Annotated in this window: 20 protein-coding genes and 1 riboswitch; of the genes, 1 reads left to right on the top strand and 19 read right to left on the bottom strand. The window is 30.0% G+C overall.

All coding sequences use genetic code 11. The features are described 5' to 3' along the window. Positions 1–7: 7 nt before the first annotated feature. From CSPT_RS02230 to CSPT_RS02195, 8 genes are read right to left on the bottom strand one after another with little or no spacing between them, the layout of a single operon-like run. Positions 8–841, bottom strand: a complete 834-nt coding sequence (locus CSPT_RS02230; protein WP_089182110.1) for a bifunctional riboflavin kinase/FAD synthetase — start codon at positions 839–841, stop codon at positions 8–10. Beyond that, entirely contained in the window at positions 822–1,523 is a 702-nt protein-coding gene (tlyA, locus tag CSPT_RS02225) for a 23S rRNA (cytidine-2'-O)-methyltransferase TlyA (RefSeq protein ID WP_089182109.1), read from the bottom strand. The genes CSPT_RS02230 and tlyA overlap by 20 nt, the downstream gene beginning before the upstream one ends. Continuing rightward, positions 1,513–3,456 (bottom strand): NAD-dependent DNA ligase LigA, encoded by a 1,944-nt coding sequence (ligA, locus tag CSPT_RS02220; RefSeq protein ID WP_089182108.1) that lies wholly within the window; start codon positions 3,454–3,456, stop codon positions 1,513–1,515. Before ligA ends, tlyA begins: the two co-directional genes overlap by 11 nt. Positions 3,457–3,461: 5 nt before the next feature. Next, positions 3,462–4,598 (bottom strand): dihydropteroate synthase, encoded by a 1,137-nt coding sequence (gene folP, locus CSPT_RS02215; RefSeq protein ID WP_089182107.1) that lies wholly within the window; start codon positions 4,596–4,598, stop codon positions 3,462–3,464. A 10-nt stretch (positions 4,599–4,608) separates the two neighbouring features. Continuing rightward, the gene (locus tag CSPT_RS02210; protein ID WP_089182106.1) at positions 4,609–5,220 is read right to left on the bottom strand and encodes a DNA polymerase III subunit delta'; all 612 of its coding nucleotides are present in this window, start codon (positions 5,218–5,220) and stop codon (positions 4,609–4,611) included. Next, on the bottom strand, positions 5,221–5,769 hold the full coding sequence (locus CSPT_RS02205; RefSeq protein ID WP_089182105.1) for a HobA family DNA replication regulator: 549 nt from the start codon (positions 5,767–5,769) through the stop codon (positions 5,221–5,223). A 3-nt stretch (positions 5,770–5,772) separates the two neighbouring features. Next, positions 5,773–6,972 (bottom strand): aspartate kinase, encoded by a 1,200-nt coding sequence (locus CSPT_RS02200; protein WP_089182104.1) that lies wholly within the window; start codon positions 6,970–6,972, stop codon positions 5,773–5,775. Beyond that, complete coding sequence (locus CSPT_RS02195) at positions 6,972–7,439, bottom strand: RNA pyrophosphohydrolase (protein ID WP_089182103.1); 468 nt, start codon at positions 7,437–7,439, stop codon at positions 6,972–6,974. The genes CSPT_RS02200 and CSPT_RS02195 overlap by 1 nt, the downstream gene beginning before the upstream one ends. A 98-nt stretch (positions 7,440–7,537) precedes the next feature. Between CSPT_RS02195 and hemW the strand changes: the two genes are divergently transcribed. After that, a complete protein-coding gene (hemW, locus tag CSPT_RS02190; protein WP_089182102.1) occupies positions 7,538–8,587 on the top strand; it encodes a radical SAM family heme chaperone HemW in 1,050 nt (349 codons plus the stop codon). A gap of 8 nt (positions 8,588–8,595) precedes the next feature. Here the strand turns inward: hemW and rpsR are convergent, their stop codons facing one another. The 11 genes from rpsR to thiS form a co-directional block, all read right to left on the bottom strand. Further along, complete coding sequence (gene rpsR, locus CSPT_RS02185; protein ID WP_089182101.1) at positions 8,596–8,856, bottom strand: 30S ribosomal protein S18; 261 nt, start codon at positions 8,854–8,856, stop codon at positions 8,596–8,598. Positions 8,857–8,870: 14 nt separating this feature from the next. After that, on the bottom strand, positions 8,871–9,449 hold the full coding sequence (locus tag CSPT_RS02180) for a single-stranded DNA-binding protein (RefSeq protein ID WP_089182100.1): 579 nt from the start codon (positions 9,447–9,449) through the stop codon (positions 8,871–8,873). Positions 9,450–9,458: 9 nt separating this feature from the next. Continuing rightward, on the bottom strand, positions 9,459–9,887 hold the full coding sequence (rpsF, locus tag CSPT_RS02175) for a 30S ribosomal protein S6 (RefSeq protein WP_089182099.1): 429 nt from the start codon (positions 9,885–9,887) through the stop codon (positions 9,459–9,461). 96 nt (positions 9,888–9,983) lie between these two features. Beyond that, positions 9,984–10,976 (bottom strand): DNA polymerase III subunit delta, encoded by a 993-nt coding sequence (gene holA / locus CSPT_RS02170; RefSeq protein ID WP_089182098.1) that lies wholly within the window; start codon positions 10,974–10,976, stop codon positions 9,984–9,986. Then, entirely contained in the window at positions 10,969–12,891 is a 1,923-nt protein-coding gene (locus CSPT_RS02165; RefSeq protein ID WP_089182097.1) for an RNB domain-containing ribonuclease, read from the bottom strand. Before CSPT_RS02165 ends, holA begins: the two co-directional genes overlap by 8 nt. Then, complete coding sequence (locus tag CSPT_RS02160) at positions 12,888–13,706, bottom strand: HDOD domain-containing protein (RefSeq protein ID WP_089182096.1); 819 nt, start codon at positions 13,704–13,706, stop codon at positions 12,888–12,890. Before CSPT_RS02160 ends, CSPT_RS02165 begins: the two co-directional genes overlap by 4 nt. Before the next feature lie 66 nt (positions 13,707–13,772). Beyond that, positions 13,773–14,321, bottom strand: a complete 549-nt coding sequence (locus tag CSPT_RS02155) for a thiamine phosphate synthase (RefSeq protein ID WP_089182095.1) — start codon at positions 14,319–14,321, stop codon at positions 13,773–13,775. Further along, positions 14,318–15,481, bottom strand: coding sequence for a 2-iminoacetate synthase ThiH (gene thiH, locus CSPT_RS02150; protein WP_089182094.1), 1,164 nt, complete (start codon positions 15,479–15,481; stop codon positions 14,318–14,320). The genes CSPT_RS02155 and thiH overlap by 4 nt, the downstream gene beginning before the upstream one ends. A 2-nt stretch (positions 15,482–15,483) precedes the next feature. Then, positions 15,484–16,245, bottom strand: coding sequence for a thiazole synthase (locus tag CSPT_RS02145; RefSeq protein WP_089182093.1), 762 nt, complete (start codon positions 16,243–16,245; stop codon positions 15,484–15,486). Beyond that, complete coding sequence (thiF, locus tag CSPT_RS02140; RefSeq protein ID WP_161492207.1) at positions 16,242–16,892, bottom strand: sulfur carrier protein ThiS adenylyltransferase ThiF; 651 nt, start codon at positions 16,890–16,892, stop codon at positions 16,242–16,244. Before thiF ends, CSPT_RS02145 begins: the two co-directional genes overlap by 4 nt. Next, entirely contained in the window at positions 16,892–17,089 is a 198-nt protein-coding gene (gene thiS, locus CSPT_RS02135) for a sulfur carrier protein ThiS (RefSeq protein ID WP_089182091.1), read from the bottom strand. Before thiS ends, thiF begins: the two co-directional genes overlap by 1 nt. Positions 17,090–17,115: 26 nt before the next feature. Further along, positions 17,116–17,207: riboswitch (TPP riboswitch) on the bottom strand. Positions 17,208–17,222: the final 15 nt, after the last annotated feature.

Raw genomic sequence — 17,222 nt, 5'->3', positions numbered from 1 at the left:
GTTTAATTTAGTATTGTCTGAAATTTTCAAGCATTATTTTAGCTTTTTGTATATCTATACTTATCTGTTTTTTTAATTCACAAAAAGAGCTAAATTTAGCGTTACCTCTTATATAATCTACAAAATATAGCTCGACAAAATCTACTTTTTCATCAATATTTTCATCTATAATGTGCGTTTCTACTGCAAAATTATTATCACTAGAAACTCTATTGCCTATAAAAGTTACACAATCATAATATTTTTTATTTATTCTTACTCTTGAGGCATAAACACCATCTTTTGGTAAGATATAATCTTTTATATATAAATTTAAAGTAGGATAAATTTCTTTTTTGCCAATGCCTTGACCTTTTATAACATTACCCTCAATACAATACTCTCTACCTAAAAATTTATTTGCTTCATAAATTTTTCCATCTTTTAAAAATTTTTTTATATTTGAGCTATGAACACCGATTCCATCTATTTTAAATTCATCAACAACTATAGTTTCTCCACTAAAAAAATTTTTTAAATCAATCGTATCACAAGCTCTATTTTTACCAAATCTAAAATCACAGCCTACGACTATTGTTTTTAAATTTACAAAATCATTGCAAAGTGCGTTTATAAACTCATCCCCGCTCATATTTTTTATTAGCTCAAAATCATAATAAAAGCATGGGAATTTAGAGTATTGTGATCTTTTTGCACCAGGAGTTAAACACTTCTTATACATCTGTATAACAAGCAAAGCGCCTTTTTTGGTAAGTTTTTTTAAAAGTTCTTTATGACCTTTATGAATTCCATCAAAAGTTCCAATCGCAATAGAATCTATATCAAATTTGTCTAAATGCATAAAAATACTCTTTATTTCCGTTTTTTCCACTTATATTGCACTCTTTTGTTAAAATAATTTCAAGTCCTAAATTTATACAAAATAACTCAAAATCTCTTCTAGCAAATATTATAGCTTTTTGATCCGTTACAACGCCTTTTTTATTTCTTTTTGCAAAAATTCCCACTTCAAATTGCGGTTTAAAAAGCGTTATTATGATACCTTCTGTTAAATTTTTTAAATTTTGCATTATATTTTTAAGCGATATAAAAGACACGTCGCAAGTTGTGATATCAAATTTAACCTCGCTTTTAAAATCCCTAATGTCTGTGTTTTCCATAACTACAACTCTGCTATCATTTCTTAAATTTTTATCAAGCTGCATTGTACCCACATCAAGAGCAGTTACGCTTTTTACACCATTTTGAAGCAAAATTTCTACAAACCCACCAGTTGAACTTCCTACATCAAGCGCATTCATAGAATTAAAATTTAAATTAAGTTCTTTTAAAAATGGCTTTAATTTTAAAGCTCCTCTTGATACAAAAATTTGTTCATTTAGTGATATTTCCCCGCTAATTACATTAGCACTTGGAGAATTTGATAATTTACCATCTAAAAAAACTTTATCTTCTTTTATTAAATTTAACGCTTTATTTCTACTGATACTTAGCTTATTTGCGACAAATTGATCAAATCTCACAAAGTTTCTCGTATTCGTCTTCATTTATCGTTTTTAGGCCAAGATTAACTGCTTTATCAAACTTACTTCCAGCTTCATCTCCATATAAAACATAATCAGTTTTTTTAGAAACTGAGTTTGTAACTTTTGCACCAAAACTTTCAAGTTCTCTTTTAAAATCATCTCTAGGTTTACTTAAAGTTCCAGTTATAACTATAGTTTTTCCAGTAAATGCATTATTTATAATGCCCTGCTCTTTTGTAATTGGAGTTATAAAACTGAGTAAATTTTCTATTTTTTGTCTGTTTATAGATATAAACTGAATATAACTCTTTGCCATTATTTCGCCAAAACCATCTAAACTAAGCAGATCATTATAACTCAAATTTAACCAATCATTAGAATATGTCTTGGCTATCTTTTTAGCAGCTACAATGCCAATATGTTCTATCCCAAGAGAAGTTATAAAACGTTCAAGTTCTCTTGTTTTGCTATCTTCTATCGCATTTAAAAGATTTGTTATCTTTTTATCTTTAAATCCATCTAAATCCCTAAAATCCTCATCTTTAAGTGTGTAGATATCTGAAATAGAGTTGATTTTACCACTATTTACAAGAAGTTCAACTATAGCATCTCCAAGACCATCTATATCCATACAAGTTTTAGATGCAAAATATATAATAGAATTTATAACTCTAGCCCTACAATCAATATTTTGACATTTGATAAACACACCCTCATCAAGCAGTTTTGAAGAGCACACAGGACAAAACTCAGGTCTATAAATTTTACTTTGCGAACCATCTCTCCTGTCTTTAAAAACATTTGTAATTTTTGGTATCACATCGCCACTTCTTATAATATTTACAAAATCATTCTTCATAAGCCCTAAACGCTCAATCTCATCAAAGTTATGAAGAGTTGCAGATTTTACATTTGCCCCATCTATATTCACAGGCTCTAAAACCCCAACAGGAGTTATAACACCGCTTCTTCCAACTTGCAAAGTAACATCTAAAAGCTTGGTAACTTTTTCTATGGCTGGGAATTTATAAGCAACCATAAATTTTGGAAACTTAACAGTATATCCAAGCTCTGTGCATTTTTGCAAATCATCAACTCTTATAACCATACCATCCATCATGATAGGCTTTTTATCTCTATTTAAAACAAGATTATTATAAGCGTCTTGTATCTCATCTGCATTTTTACATACTTTTAAAAAATCATCTTGCACGAAACCAAGAGAGCGTATAAATGCCATAATCTCACTATGCTTTTGAAATTTTAATGAATTATTCCCAACACCCCAAGGCAAAAACATAAGTTTTCTACTGGCAGTTACTTTACTATCAAGCTGTCTTAAGCTTCCTGCGGCTGCATTTCTTGGATTTGAAAATAAAGGCTGTGAATTTTTTGCTCTTTCATCATTTATAAGATCAAAATCACTCTTTTTTATAACAACTTCTCCGCGTATTTCTATGCTTTCTTTATAGTCAATTTTAAGCGGAATTGAAGTTATAGTTTTTGCATTTAAAGTTACATTTTCTCCAATCAAGCCATCGCCTCTTGTTGTAGCCTTAACCAAAATTCCATCTTCATATAATAAATTTAAACTAGCACCATCAAATTTAGGCTCAACATAAAAATCGTTGTTAAATTTCAAACCCCTATTTATCCAAGCAATAAGCTCGTCATTATTAAAAATATCTTCCATTGACCACATTGGTGCTATGTGGGCTGATTTTTCAAACTTTTCACTTATAGCTCCACCTACTCTTAATGTAGGAGAATAAGCTAAAATCTCATCTTCATGAGCGTTTTCATACTCAAGCACTTCATGGTACAGCTTATCATACTCATCATCTGTTGCGATTGGATTATCTAATGTATAATAAGCTTTTGCCCATAAATTTAGCGTTTCTACAGCATTTTTGTATTGATTTTTATCCATTTTATTTACCACAAAGATAATTCATTCATAACTTTATGCATTTTAAACATTTGAACATGCTCTTTAACATCATGTGTTCTTATGATAGTTGCTCCGTTTTCAAACGCTTTTAAATGCAAATACAAACTTCCTGAAAGTCTATCTTTAATTTCACTTTTAGAATAATAATTTATCACACTTTTTCTGCTCGCTCCTACAAAAAGTGGATATCCAAAATGTAAAAAATGCTCTAAATGCTTTATAAGAAGCATATTATCACTAGCACTTTTTCCAAATCCAATACCAACATCTAAAACAAGTTTTTTAGCACCATAATTTAAACATTCTTCTATCTTATTTTCAAAAAATTTATCCATATCGTTCATCAAATCATCATATTTTGGATCTTCTTGCATATTTTTAGGATTTCCTTGCATATGCATCAAACAATACTCTACATCATACTTCGCCGCAAGTTTGCATAAAGTCGTATCTCCAGTTATGTCGTTTATCATTTTAAATCCGTGATCTAAGCAAAACTCCAAACAATAAGGATCAAAGCTATCTAAACTAAATTTAGCCTTTTCATATAATTTTAATCTATAAATATCTTTTATAGTTTTTTCTATCCTTGCAAACTCTTCTTTAGAGCCACAATACTCACTTCCAGGTCTTGAGCTAACACCGCCTATATCGATATAAGTAGCACCATCGTTTATAAATTGCTCTATTCTAGCAATAGATGTTTCACTGCTTACTCTACTAGCTTCATTAAAGCTATCTTTGTTTATATTTACAACTCCCATTATATCTGGTTTGGTTGGCTTTATAAATTTATATTTTAAAAAAACTGATAATTTTTTAAGTTCAAAGTCTTGGATAGCTTCTTTTTTTACCAACTCTTCTATCTGTTTATCATTTGCTATAAGTAAAGCTGTACTAAGTCCATTTCCTAGTATTGTCGTGTGATTACACACAAGCTCAGCACCTATACTCAGTGCGTCTTGTTTTAAGATATTTGCAGCTGGGGCTTTAATATTTTTAATCAAAAACAAATTTAAATTTGCCTTTTTTTTCATCTTTTGGATACCGATTTTATATGGCTTTATTATTTTACAAATTTCTTCAAAATTTGTATTATTGTCTATTTTATAAATTTCCATAATATATCCTTTATTTTTTATATATCATTAGCAAAAGTGGGGTTAAAATAGTATGTGGTTTTGCATTTAATGTGATTAGTGTGGATAACTTATAAAAGTATTCAAGTTCATTTGCAGAAAAATTTATACCCTGTATAAATGCTGCATATAAAATATCATCAAAAAGCTTTAAAAGTTCGTTTTTATCGAGTTTATCTGATCTTTGTAAAGCTGATTTTTCATCTATAAATTCTACAATTTCTTTTAACTCAAGTTTTTTTAAATTTAAACCTATCTCACTTCTTTGAATTTTTTTCAATCTATTTTTTATAACAAGGCGAGATTTGATCGTAGGAAGAAGCAAACTTTTAGAAGTTGTTACAATGCAAAAAAATATATTCTTAGGTGGCTCTTCTAAAATTTTTAAAAGTGCATTTTGAGCCTCAATTCTATAGCTTTTCGCCATTATGACAATGAGCTTTTCGCTAACTTCGGCTATATAGCTTTCTTTTATGATATCTCTTGCGTCCTCTACTAAAAATTCATCAACTTCAAAAAATCTAATATCATTTATATCATAATTTGCTAAAATTTCATTTTTTATACTTTCAAAATCATTGCTTATTATGATCTCGCTTTGCATTTAAAAACTTACCTTTGCAGTAACTGCCGCCTCTACACTCTTATCAAAAAGACTATAAAGAGATAAAAATTTACTATCTATATTTTCATCTTTTGAGTTTAAAGAAAAACCATTTTGAGATTGTTCATCAAGTAACCACATATAACTATCATCACGACCTTTAGCAACTTGAGCTCTTTTATTTGAACTACTTCCTATGTAAAAATATATAAATCCGTTTGGAAAAGTTATCTCTAAAAGATCATCAAGTAATGCCATTTCATCTTTTGAGCTAATATCATCTAAATTTGGATAAATTGACTTTAGCGAAAAAAATGGTAAAAGCGGTCTAGGTGATGCACTAATTGAACGCCTATTTATATTTGTTAAAAAATAACTCAAAAACCACTCTCTTTGCTCATCGCAAATTAACAAAAAAACTCTACCATCAAGTAAAAACTTAAGTCTTGAAGAAAGAAGAGGAGACCACTCTTCTCTTCTTTCTTCCATCCAACTCATGGAACCCTCAGCTCTTATGGCTTGCAAAGTCCATTTAAAAAAATCCATCATATATTATTTATCCAGTTTATAAGCATCATGCAAAGCTCTAACAGCTAATTCACCATATTTTTCGTGAACTATCATAGATACTTTTATCTCGCTTGTAGAAATCATTTGTATATTTATGCCTTCTTTGGCAAGTGTGCTAAAGGCTAATGCAGCCACCCCGCTATGACTTTTCATACCAACACCAACTATAGAAACTTTTACTATTTCGCTATTGCATACTATTTTACTTGCAGGTGCAGTTTGACTCATAACTTCTTTTGCCAACTCAAGTTCATTTTGTGGGATAGTAAAGCCTATATTTGCAGTTCCATCAACACCGACATTTTGAATTATCATATCAACATTGATATCTTTTTTTGCCAAAGCAGAAAAAATTTCAGCCGCAATTCCAGGTTTATCAACAACTCCTCTTATTGTTACTCTAGCTTGATTTTTATCAAGTGCTATACCGCTAACTAATACTGCCTCCATATTATTCTCTCCTGTTATAAGTGTTCCTTCATTTTCATTAAAACTATTTCTAGTTACCAAATTTACATTTAATTTTTTTGCAAGTTCAACTGATCTATTTTGTAAAACTTTTGCACCAAGACTTGCAAGCTCTAGCATCTCATCATAACTTATTTTATCTAGTTTTTTAGCTTTTGGTTCAATCCTTGGATCTGTTGTATAAACACCATCTACATCTGTATAAATTTCACACAAGTCAGCATCCATTGCACCAGCTATAGCAACGGCACTAAGATCACTTCCACCGCGACCAAGAGTAGTTACATCTCCATTTTCATTAACTCCTTGAAAACCTGCTACTACCACTATCTTTCCAGCATCAAGTTCATTTTTCATTCTCCTTGTATCTATAGAATGAATTCTTGCCTTAGTGTGAAGATTATCAGTTAAAATTCCAGCCTGCCTTCCACTAAGCGTTATGGCTTCATACCCCTTTGATACAAGAGCTATGCTAAGTAATGCACTTGTAACTCTCTCTCCTGCACTTAAAAGCTGATCCATTTCTCTGCCTTGAGGTCTTTTTGTAAAAAATTCAGCATACTCAATAAGTTTATTTGTAACACCACTCATAGCTGAAACAACAATAACTAAAGAGTGTCCTTCGTTTTTGTATTTTATGACTCTTTTGGCAACTTCATCTATACGCTCAAGCGTTCCCATGCTTGTTCCACCATATTTTTGAACAATTAACATTAAATGAATCCTTCCTTTTTAAAATACTGTATCACTTTACCATAAATCGGTCTTTTAAAGTGTTTTATATAATCAAAAATTTTATCTACAGGCACAAATTTATGATCTACAAATTCTGGATGTTTAGTATTTGTATTTATATTTTGTAGAGATCTTAAACGAACCAAAAAGTACTTTTGAGTTTGACCATCAAAGGGATACATCTTTGCACAGACATGTCCTGGAAAGTCATAACTAAGCCAATCTGGATATTCTCCAATTATCTCTATATTATTTGTACCAATTTCTTCTTTTAATTCCCTAAAAAGAGCTGTTTTAGCGCTCTCGCCATCATCGATTCCACCTTGTGGAAACTGCCAAATATTTTCCATATCATTTCTTTTTGCTATGAAAATATTACACTTAAAAGGATAAGATGGAGAAAGAATCACCGCAGCAACATTTGGTCTATACTTTTTTTCTGCCATAACTCCAACTTGTTTTATCAATTTGATTAAATTTTAGCGAAAAATAGATTAAATTTTAGTTATTTGGTTATAATAAAAATAAACTTTTGGAAAATAATTTGCTACTTTATATACATATTCCGTTTTGTGAAAAAAAATGCCCTTATTGTTCTTTCGGCTCAAGCGTTTCTTATAACAACGATACAATAAAAGCGTATTTTGATGCTATAAAAAGAGAATTTGAACACACTATAACTAGCTTAAAAGATATAAAAATACAAACTATTTTTATAGGTGGCGGGACACCAAGCGTGGTTAATAGTAAGCATTATGAAAAACTTTTTAAAATAGTTGAAAAATATTTAGATACAAGTGCCGAAATAACAGTTGAAGCAAACCCAAACTCAGCTACATTTAATTGGCTAGAAGATATGAAAAGCTATGGGGTAAACAGAGTAAGTTTTGGAGCTCAAAGTTTTATAGAAAAAAAACTTAAATTTTTAGGGCGAATTCATAGCTCAAAAGATATATTTAATGCCATAAACAATGCGAATAAAGCAGGTTTTGAAAATATAAATATAGACTTAATGTATGGCAGCAAAGAAGATAATAAAAATTCACTTTGCGTAGAGCTTGAAAATTTAAAAAAATTAAATATAACGCATGTTAGTGCATATTCTTTAACACTAGAAGAAAATACACCTTTTTATAAAAAGATAGATTATGCAAAAGATGATGAAAATTTGGCTAAATTTTTTATAGAAGGAATTACAAATTTAGGTTTCAAACAATACGAAATATCAAATTTTGGCAATATTTGCAAACACAATCTTGGATACTGGAAATTAAAAAATTATATTGGGCTTGGTGCATTTTCGGTAGGATGCATAGATACTAAAAGATATTTTAATCAAAAAAATATAAATGAATACATACAAAATCCAACAAAAAAAATAGTAGAAAATTTATCACCCGAAGATATAAAATTTGAAAAAATATTTCTAGGTTTGCGAAGTATTGTGGGTGTAAATAAAAGTATATTAAATGAAAAAGAGGTTAAAAACGCAGAATTTTTAGTTGAAAACCAAAAACTTGAGTTAAAAAACGAAATTTTTTATAATAAAAATTATCTTTTGTCAGATGAGTTAGCTCTTTATATAAAGAGCTAACAATGGTATTAAAGACCTTCAAAAGGATTTGCAACTACATCATCCCTATCAACTATATAAGGTATGATAGCTGCTTGTCTAGCTCTTTTTATAGCCTTTTCAACCATCTCTTGATATCTTTTAGATGTACCTGTTAAGCGTCTTGGCATAATTTTAAAACGCTCTGAAAGGCAATATTTTAATAATGCTGTATCTTTATAATCGATAAACTCAATTTTTGCTTCTGTATATTTGCAATATTTTTTAGAATATTTTCTTTTTTCTGCCATTGTATTTTCCTTGATTAAAATGGTATTTCATCATCGCCGCTGTCAAATTTATCAGAATCGACATCGATTTCTTGGATTTTTTCTTCAAAATCATCGTAATAATTATCTTGAGGTTTAGACTGAGCCCTATTAGTTGTTTGAGAAAAACCTTGTGAATAGCTATTTTGACTTTGTCTATTTTGATTGTTATAATTTTGCGAATAACCACCATTTTGATAATTTTGGTTACCATAATTTTGAGAATATCCACCACCTTGCTGGTTGTTATTTCCACCGCCTAGCATCTCCATATTTTCTACTACTATGCTATGCTTACTTCTATTTTGTCCGTTATTATCCGTCCACTGATCGAATTTAAGTCTACCTTCAACAAGTAGTTTAGAACCTTTAGATAGATATTGATTGGCAATTTCTGCAGTTCTTCCGAAAAAAGATATATCAACAAAGCATGTTTCTTCTCTTTTCTCACCACCTTGAGTGCTATATTTTCTAGTTACTGCAATGGCACTATTGCCTATCGCAGAACCGCTAGTAGAGTAGCGAAGTTCTATATCTCTAGTTAAATTACCTACCAAAACTACTTTGTTAAACATAACTTATCCTTAATTTTCTTCTTTTGGTTCTTGTTCCTGGTTTTCTTTTGGTTCTTTTGGGGTTCTTGGTTCTTTTTGAGATCTCTCTTTTTTAGCAATTTCGCTAAATTTGATACCTTTACTTAACTTTTCCCATGCAGAAATTTCTAATTTATTTTCATATTTAACTGTTAAAAATCTTATAATTTCTTCAGTTATTCTAAGATTTCTTACAAGTTCGGCTATTAGATTAGCTGGTGCTTTAAAATAGATTACAAAATAATTGCCACGATCATATTTTTTTATGGTATAAGCAAGTTTTCTTGTTCCCATTTCGATTACTGAAGCGATTTCGCCACCATTTTTTGTTATAACTTCTTTTACGAAGTCAAGCTTTGCTTTTGCTTCATCTTCTGTAAGCGTAGGCTTTAAGATGAACAAAACCTCATAATGTCTCATTTTTTCTCCTTGTGGATATTATAGCTCACAACTTTTTTGTTGTGGGCAAGGGATTTTTGTCTATTTAGACAAGCTATTATTATATACTAAATTTACTTAATTTTTGCTGTTTATATAAATTATCTCTTGAAACTTAATCAAAGAAGATAAAAGAAAATATTTTTTTTCTAAATTTGAATCAGTTTTTAGTTCGAATTCTACACCATTTAAAAACATAAAAAGTTCTTTGAATGTATTTAAGCTTAATTTTAAAGCCTGTGTTTGTAAAAATTTAGCTATATTCGGAGGGGGTGCGTAACCAATAGCAGCTTTTATATCAAAAGTTCCATTGCTTTTTACATAAGAATGTATTTTAAAAAGTCTAAAAAGAGAAAGATAAATAGAATTTAAAAACGATATTTCATTAAAATTTGCACTCTCAAAGCATAAAAAAAAGTCATCTTTAAAATCTTTTAACTCTATTAATTTATTAAAAATTTCATCAAAACTTACAGGACTTAAACCAAAAACTAAATCCTTAACCATCTGTTCGTCTATCTTTTTTCCTAAATTTGATAATTTATTTAGCTCTGTTGCACTAAGATATAAATTTTCATTATGGATACTATAAATTTGATAAAGTGCCGAAGTTGTTATATCAAGATGAAGTTTTTGGGCTTTTTTTGCAAGCAAAGACACAGCTTCATTTGGGTTGCTAGGTGCAAAAAATCTAACAAAATTTTGACCAAAAACCTTTGTGCTTTCAAGTGCGATTTTCATATCGCCCTCATAAAACTCAAATAAAAATTTACAATCACTATTTTTTTTGCAAGCATTTACCAAAACTTCAAGCTCTTTTTTTGGTATTTTGCTATCTCTTTTTATATGCAAAACAGAATTTGAACTAAATAAATTTGGCTCTAAAAGAACAGATTTTGCCACATTAAAATCATATTCGTCATAGTAAATTTGCGTACTTTCATCTTTGCCATATAATTCTAAAATCTCTGCACTATACTCATCTATTTGATAATCATCGCTACCAAAAACTAAAAAATAGTTTGGAAATTTTGAAGAGTTTAAGAGAGTTTCGAATTCTTTTTTATACATTTAATTTTTCAACTACTTTACCGATAATTTTTGTTGATGCTATATCAACTTCAGTGATTTTTACCATAACTTTTTGTAACAAATCGCAACTATAATTATTTATATAAATTCTCGCACCTTTTATCTCATCATCAAGTTTTGCAACGCAAATTTTATCATTTGAGCTTATATAACATTTAAAAACCTCGCCTATCTTATCCTTAGCCCATCTTGCAAATTTCCTATCCATAAAATCAAATGCTACTTTATCGGCTTCTCTTTCAAGTTCATTTAAAGCTAAACATGTATCTTCTATATTTAAAAGAAGGTAGTTAAATTTTTTATGATCATTGTTTGCGTTTGCTTTTAAAAGGCGGTGCAAAATTAGATCTGTATATCTTCTTATCGGACTTGTAAAATGAGAATATTCTTTAAATCCTAAACCAAAATGCCCGTAACATTCATGTGAATACTCTGCCCTTTTTTGTGCTTTTATGATAAGCTTATCAACCTCTTCTCTTATTCCCATTTCACTGCTTTTGGCTTGAATTTTTGCAATTAATTTAACTAAATCGCTTTCATAACTAAAATTAAGCCCAAAAATACTTAAATCATCCAATAATTTGTGTATTTTTTTGATATCAGCAACTCCGTGATTTCTAAAAATTCCTTTTTTAATCCTTTTTGCAGCAGCCTTGTTTGCAAGCAGCATACAATCTTCTATAAGTGAGTGTGATGGAGTTTCGTTTTCAAAAGGAGTTGATTTTAAAGCAAAATTATCATCTAAAATCATTCTAAGATCTTTACTTCTAAAATCAAATCCATTTTTTAATCTATTTTCTTTTAATTTTTTAGTAACTTCAAAAAGTGGCAAAAGCCACGATGAAATCTCACTTTCTTTTGCTTTTTTACTTTCTAAAATTTCATCAACTTCATCATAATTATAACGCCTTTTTGAATTTATAATAGCTTCAAAAAGTTCTTCTTTTTTAGCATTTAAATTTTCATCTAAAGTTATTTTAAAACAATACGCAAGTCTATCCTCATTTGGCTTAAGAGAACAGATATTTTCACTTAAACTTCTTGGTAACATCGGAATAGCAATATGTGGAAAATATATGGAAAAACCGCGTTCTTTTGCCTCTTTGTCTATTGGGGTATAAGGCTCAACATAATGACTTACATCGGCAATTGCTATGTAAATTTGATTATTTATTTTATCAAAATATATTGCATCATCAAAATCTTTTGCATCAATTGGATCTATAGTGCAAAATGGCAAATGAGTAAGATCCACTCTGTCTTGATAAAAATTTTTATCAACTTTATTGCCCCAGCTAAGAGCTTGTGTTTGGCAGATATCTGGGAAATCTTTGTGTTTATTATAAAGTGCCAAAGATATGTCCATATCACAACTTGGATCGTTTATATTTCCTATAACATCAACAATCTCGTTTGTGATGTTATCTATCTTTAAAAGTGTTCCAAGCGGCAATTCTTTGAGTGATTTTTGAGAAGCCTTAAGCTGCGATGAGAGCATAGTTGCTATATTTACACCAAGTATTGTTCCACCAAAAGATTTTGTATACACAACGCTTGTTTTGATTTTTGCTTTTAAAATCATAGAAACTTTGGCTTTTAGTTTCTTGCCTTTCATAAGCTTAGCTACTACTATATCGCCAATATGAGCTCCGTTTAAATCCCTAGATTCTACTATTATATCTTTTTTTATTTTTTCATCATAAGTTTTTATATATCCGGTTTGGTTACTAGAAATATCTAGTCTTCCTATAACAAAACCATTATTTTGATAGTATCTGTTTTTGTGTAGAGTTACAACATTTAAATTTTCTAAATTTCTTAAAATTTCCCTATGAGCTAGGGAAACTTCACTTTCTTTAACGCCGCTAAGTAGTTTTTTTAAAAAACTTTTCACTTCTCTTTTACTTTTTGTGCAGCTTGTAAAAATACTTCTTTATCTAAACTAGCTTTTTTAAGCATAGGAAGTGTGTATTTTTCCATATATTCATCTTCTAGTTGATAAAAGACATTAACAGCACTTTTTACTATCTGAACTGCAACACAATAATCCTTTATATAAACCGGTGCATTCATAGGATTATTTGAATGAAAAATAACATCAACAAGCTCTTTTTCTAAATTCCACTGCTCAAATATACTAGCAGTTACAGCTTCGTTTGTTGTATCAAAAAATTCTTCTTCTAATTTTGACAAATCTTCTATGGACTTTATATTTTTTATAGCATCTTTAAATTTATCGCCAAGATCTTGTTCTATAAGCTCATTTGCCAAAACTATTTTTCCTATCTCCATTAAAAACGAAGCAGGAGAAAGTATATCTAACATACTATTATCTACTTTTTTATACCAAGCCAGCATAAGAGCATTTTGCATAGAAGATATGATAAGAAATTTTTCCTCACCCATATTGTATGGCGATAAATTTATATTAAAACTCTTTCTAACAGCACTAGATAGTGCAAAACCTTTAATAGTAGCCATACCAAAAAGCGAAATAGCACGACTAACATCATTTATCTCTCTGCTAAATCCATAAAGTGGCGAGTTTGCTGAACGCAAAATATTTGCAGTAAGCATAGGGTCATTTTTTACAACTTGAGAAAGATCAGCCATTGAACTATTAGCGTCATTACAAACTGCTTGAATTTTCACAACAGTATCGCTAAGAGGCGGAAGTGCTTTTATTTTAGTATATATAGTATCATTCATTGTATTTCTACCTAATTAAAAATTGCTATATTTTATCATAAATAGTATTAAATTTCAAAGAACTTATTAATTCATAAACTCTCTCATCATACAAACACCTTTTATTTTTATATCTTTAAATTTTGATATATTTTGCAAATTTATACCGCCAATTGCATAAATATCTAAATTTGTAAGATTAGTTAAATTTTTTAATTTTTCTAAACCAACACCTATTTTACCAGGATGGGAATTTGTTTCAAAAATATTTCCATAAGTAAGAGATGAAGCTCCATTTTTGATAGCAAAATTTAACTGCTCTTTATTGTGTATGCTAACATTTATATCGTTAAAATTTAACAGTAAATTTTTATCTATATTTTTAAAACATTCAAAACTAAAATGTATGCTTTTTAAGCCCTTTGTAATGGCATAATTTGCAAAATTATGCGTTATAAATTCTACTTTATTTTGCCCACAGATATCTAATATCTCATCGCCGTATTTTTCATAATACAGCTCATTTTCTCGTAAAATAATGGCGTTAATTCTATTTATAACGCCACTTTTTAAAATATCAATTATGCTTTTTTTACTCAAAGTCGATTTTGTAACAAAAACTATTTTTAAACTCATGAAATATAATCATAGTCCTTAAATACAGGTTGCAAACCAAGTTTTATAACATCATCATAAACCTCTTTGACACTTCTATTATCAGAAATTTCAAATTGCTCATCGCCTACATTTTCACTATTTTTATCATTATTGCTATGCGTTCCTATGCCAACGCTTACTCCGGCTGAAACTTTATTTGCCGCTATTTGCATTGCTCCGTTTCTAAATTTAGCATTTTCTCTAGTCGAAATGGTAATTGAAGCAAAAGGTAAAAAAAGTCTATAAGCACAGATTATTTGAAGAAGTCTTTTTTCATCTACATCGTGCGGATTTATGCGGTGATTTGAGCCTGTTGGGCGAAGGCGTGGAACAGATATAGCAATATTTGCATGTGGGTATTTTTTTTGTATCAAGCTAGCGTGAAGAGCTGTTGAAAAAGCATCTTTTTTATAATCATCAAGTCCTAAAAGTGCACCAAATCCAACGCCTCTCATACCGCCCATTAATGCTCTTTCTTGAGAGTTAAATCTATAAGGAAAAACTCTTTTGTTTCCAGCAAGATGAATTTTTTCATATTTTATTGTGCTATAAGTTTCATTAAAAATAGTTACAAAATCAACACCATTTTCATGTAAAATTTTATAATCAGCACTATTCATCGGATAAACTTCAACTCCAACGGTTGAGAAATATTTCTTAGCAAGTTTTGCAGTTTTTGCTATGTATTCAACGCTTGAATAATTCTCACTTTCTCCAGTTAAAAGCAAAATTTCATTAAGTTTTGTTTTTACTATATTTCTTAACTCTTCTTCTATGGATTTTTCATCAAGATGAAGCCTTTTTATGTCGTTATTACAACCAAAACCACAATATACACAGTGATTATCGCAGTAATTCGAAACATAAAGTGGCGTAAAAAACTGAATCGAGTTACCAAAATTTGCCCTTGTTACAGCTTGAGCTTTTTTAGCTATCTCTTCAAGGCATTCAAGTGCAATTTCGCTTAGTAAAATTTGTAAATCTTTATCATTGATTTTATCTTTTTGTAAAACATTTCTAACATCATTTAAATCTACATTATCGCAATTAAACTCATCTCTTGCTTTTAAAACTTTATCCATAATCTCATGGCTAATTTGTTCCATTCCTTGAAGATATTGCATATGATTACTTCTCATTTTTACTCCAAAAATCCAGTTAAAGGAGAACTTGCATCGGCAGTTTTTCTAACTCTACCAAGCCCAGAAAGATACGCCATTCTTCCAGCTTCTATGGCAAATTTAAATGCTTTTGCCATTTTATTTATATCGCCAGCTGTTGCGATTGCAGTATTTATCATCACTGCGTCAGCTCCCATTTGCATAACTTCACAAGCTTGAGCAGGAGAGCCAATACCAGCATCGACTATAATTGGCGTATCGATCTCATCTATTAAAATTTCTATAAATTCTTTTGTCAAAAGTCCGCGATTTGAACCAATTGGCGAACCAAGCGGCATAATCGCACCAGCCCCAGCATTTACTAAATCTCTTGCAACATTTAAATCAGGATACATATAAGCAAGTGGTACAAAACCTTCATTTGCTAGTTTTTCAGTAGCTTTTATAGTCTCATAGTTATCAGGAAGCAAATATTTACTATCTCTAATAACTTCTATCTTTATAAACTCTCCACATCCAATTTCCCTTGAAAGCCTAGCTATCCTAACTGCTTCATCTGCAGTTCTTGCACCGCTTGTATTTGGCAAAATCTTTACATTTTTAGGAATGAAATCCAGTATATTTGCTACTCCACCTTCATTTGCCCTTCTTAATGCAAGTGTTACAATCTCCGCCCCGGCGTCATTTATAGCACTTTTTATAAGCTCTAAGCTAAATTTACCGCTTCCTAAAATAAATCTTGAGCTAAATTCCTTATTTCCAAGTTTTAAAATATCTTTCATAACTTACCTTTTAATATCAAATTTAAAACTACATTCGCACAAAGTGCCGCACACATACAAACCTTGGGCGACATTACACCATATTCATATATATCATCATCGCTAAAATCCCCACAAACAAAAAGTCTATTTCCAAAACTTTTTACGCCAAATTCATCTCTTATCTTGTATCCTGCCAAACCCGAACTTGCAACCACAAATTTATCATCATAATTTGATAAAATTTCATCAACAAGCATAGATTTTGCATTTTCATCATCAAACGCCTCACACACTATCTCATCATTTCTAAAAATTTCACTAGCATTTGATGAAGTGATTTTTATGTTTTGGCAAACAACATTTATGAAAGGATTTATGGCTAAAATATGCTCTTTTAAAGCCTCAACTTTTAGTTTTCCAACATCTTTTAGACAGAAATTTTGTCTATTTAAATTTACAAGTTCTACGCTATCAAAATCTATAATATGAATGTTTCCAACTCCAACTCTAGCTAAATTAAGGGCTAAATTTGAACCAATTCCACCAGCTCCAGCTATGCCAATTCTGGCATTTTTAAGCAAATTTATAGAATTTGGCGAATTTCTTTTTGAAATTTCATAATAAAATTTATCTTTATCTTTTAAAAACTCATTTAAATTATCCATCATCCGCCTCTAACAAAACTTACAATTTCTACTTTATCACCATCTTTTAAGATAGTAGTTTGAAATTTGCTTTTTGGAAGTATTTCGCCGTTTAGCTCTACTGCGATATGTTTTATGTCGTAATTTTTTTGTTTTAGCATTTTTTCAATGCTAAAATTTATAAACTCGCTACTTAAAATCCCGTTTATACTAAGCATTTGTATATCCTTAAATTTTAAGCACCAAAAGAAGTGAAGCATTCTCCCTACGCTGGTATTATCCATATTCAGGTATTTAGGGTTTATTTCTCAGCTTTAAGCTCCCCTGATGCGTTTTTGCATTTTAACAAAT

Source organism: Campylobacter sputorum subsp. sputorum (assembly GCF_008245005.1).
GTDB classification, from domain to species: Bacteria; Campylobacterota; Campylobacteria; order Campylobacterales; family Campylobacteraceae; genus Campylobacter_F; species Campylobacter_F sputorum.
Note: the sequence above shows the minus strand (reverse complement) of the source record. Positions and strands in the feature narration are given on the sequence as shown.

Coding starts and splice junctions, on each gene's coding strand:
- CSPT_RS02230 (WP_089182110.1), bottom strand. CDS start 841: ATGCATTTAGACAAATTTGATATAGATTCTATTGCGATTGGAACTTTT.
- ligA (WP_089182108.1), bottom strand. CDS start 3,456: ATGGATAAAAATCAATACAAAAATGCTGTAGAAACGCTAAATTTATGG.
- folP (WP_089182107.1), bottom strand. CDS start 4,598: ATGGAAATTTATAAAATAGACAATAATACAAATTTTGAAGAAATTTGT.
- CSPT_RS02210 (WP_089182106.1), bottom strand. CDS start 5,220: ATGCAAAGCGAGATCATAATAAGCAATGATTTTGAAAGTATAAAAAAT.
- CSPT_RS02205 (WP_089182105.1), bottom strand. CDS start 5,769: ATGATGGATTTTTTTAAATGGACTTTGCAAGCCATAAGAGCTGAGGGT.
- CSPT_RS02200 (WP_089182104.1), bottom strand. CDS start 6,972: ATGTTAATTGTTCAAAAATATGGTGGAACAAGCATGGGAACGCTTGAG.
- CSPT_RS02195 (WP_089182103.1), bottom strand. CDS start 7,439: ATGGCAGAAAAAAAGTATAGACCAAATGTTGCTGCGGTGATTCTTTCT.
- rpsR (WP_089182101.1), bottom strand. CDS start 8,856: ATGGCAGAAAAAAGAAAATATTCTAAAAAATATTGCAAATATACAGAA.
- CSPT_RS02180 (WP_089182100.1), bottom strand. CDS start 9,449: ATGTTTAACAAAGTAGTTTTGGTAGGTAATTTAACTAGAGATATAGAA.
- rpsF (WP_089182099.1), bottom strand. CDS start 9,887: ATGAGACATTATGAGGTTTTGTTCATCTTAAAGCCTACGCTTACAGAA.
- holA (WP_089182098.1), bottom strand. CDS start 10,976: ATGTATAAAAAAGAATTCGAAACTCTCTTAAACTCTTCAAAATTTCCA.
- CSPT_RS02160 (WP_089182096.1), bottom strand. CDS start 13,706: ATGAATGATACTATATATACTAAAATAAAAGCACTTCCGCCTCTTAGC.
- CSPT_RS02155 (WP_089182095.1), bottom strand. CDS start 14,321: ATGAGTTTAAAAATAGTTTTTGTTACAAAATCGACTTTGAGTAAAAAA.
- thiH (WP_089182094.1), bottom strand. CDS start 15,481: ATGAGAAGTAATCATATGCAATATCTTCAAGGAATGGAACAAATTAGC.
- CSPT_RS02145 (WP_089182093.1), bottom strand. CDS start 16,245: ATGAAAGATATTTTAAAACTTGGAAATAAGGAATTTAGCTCAAGATTT.
- thiF (WP_161492207.1), bottom strand. CDS start 16,892: ATGGATAATTTAAATGAGTTTTTAAAAGATAAAGATAAATTTTATTAT.
- thiS (WP_089182091.1), bottom strand. CDS start 17,089: ATGCTTAGTATAAACGGGATTTTAAGTAGCGAGTTTATAAATTTTAGC.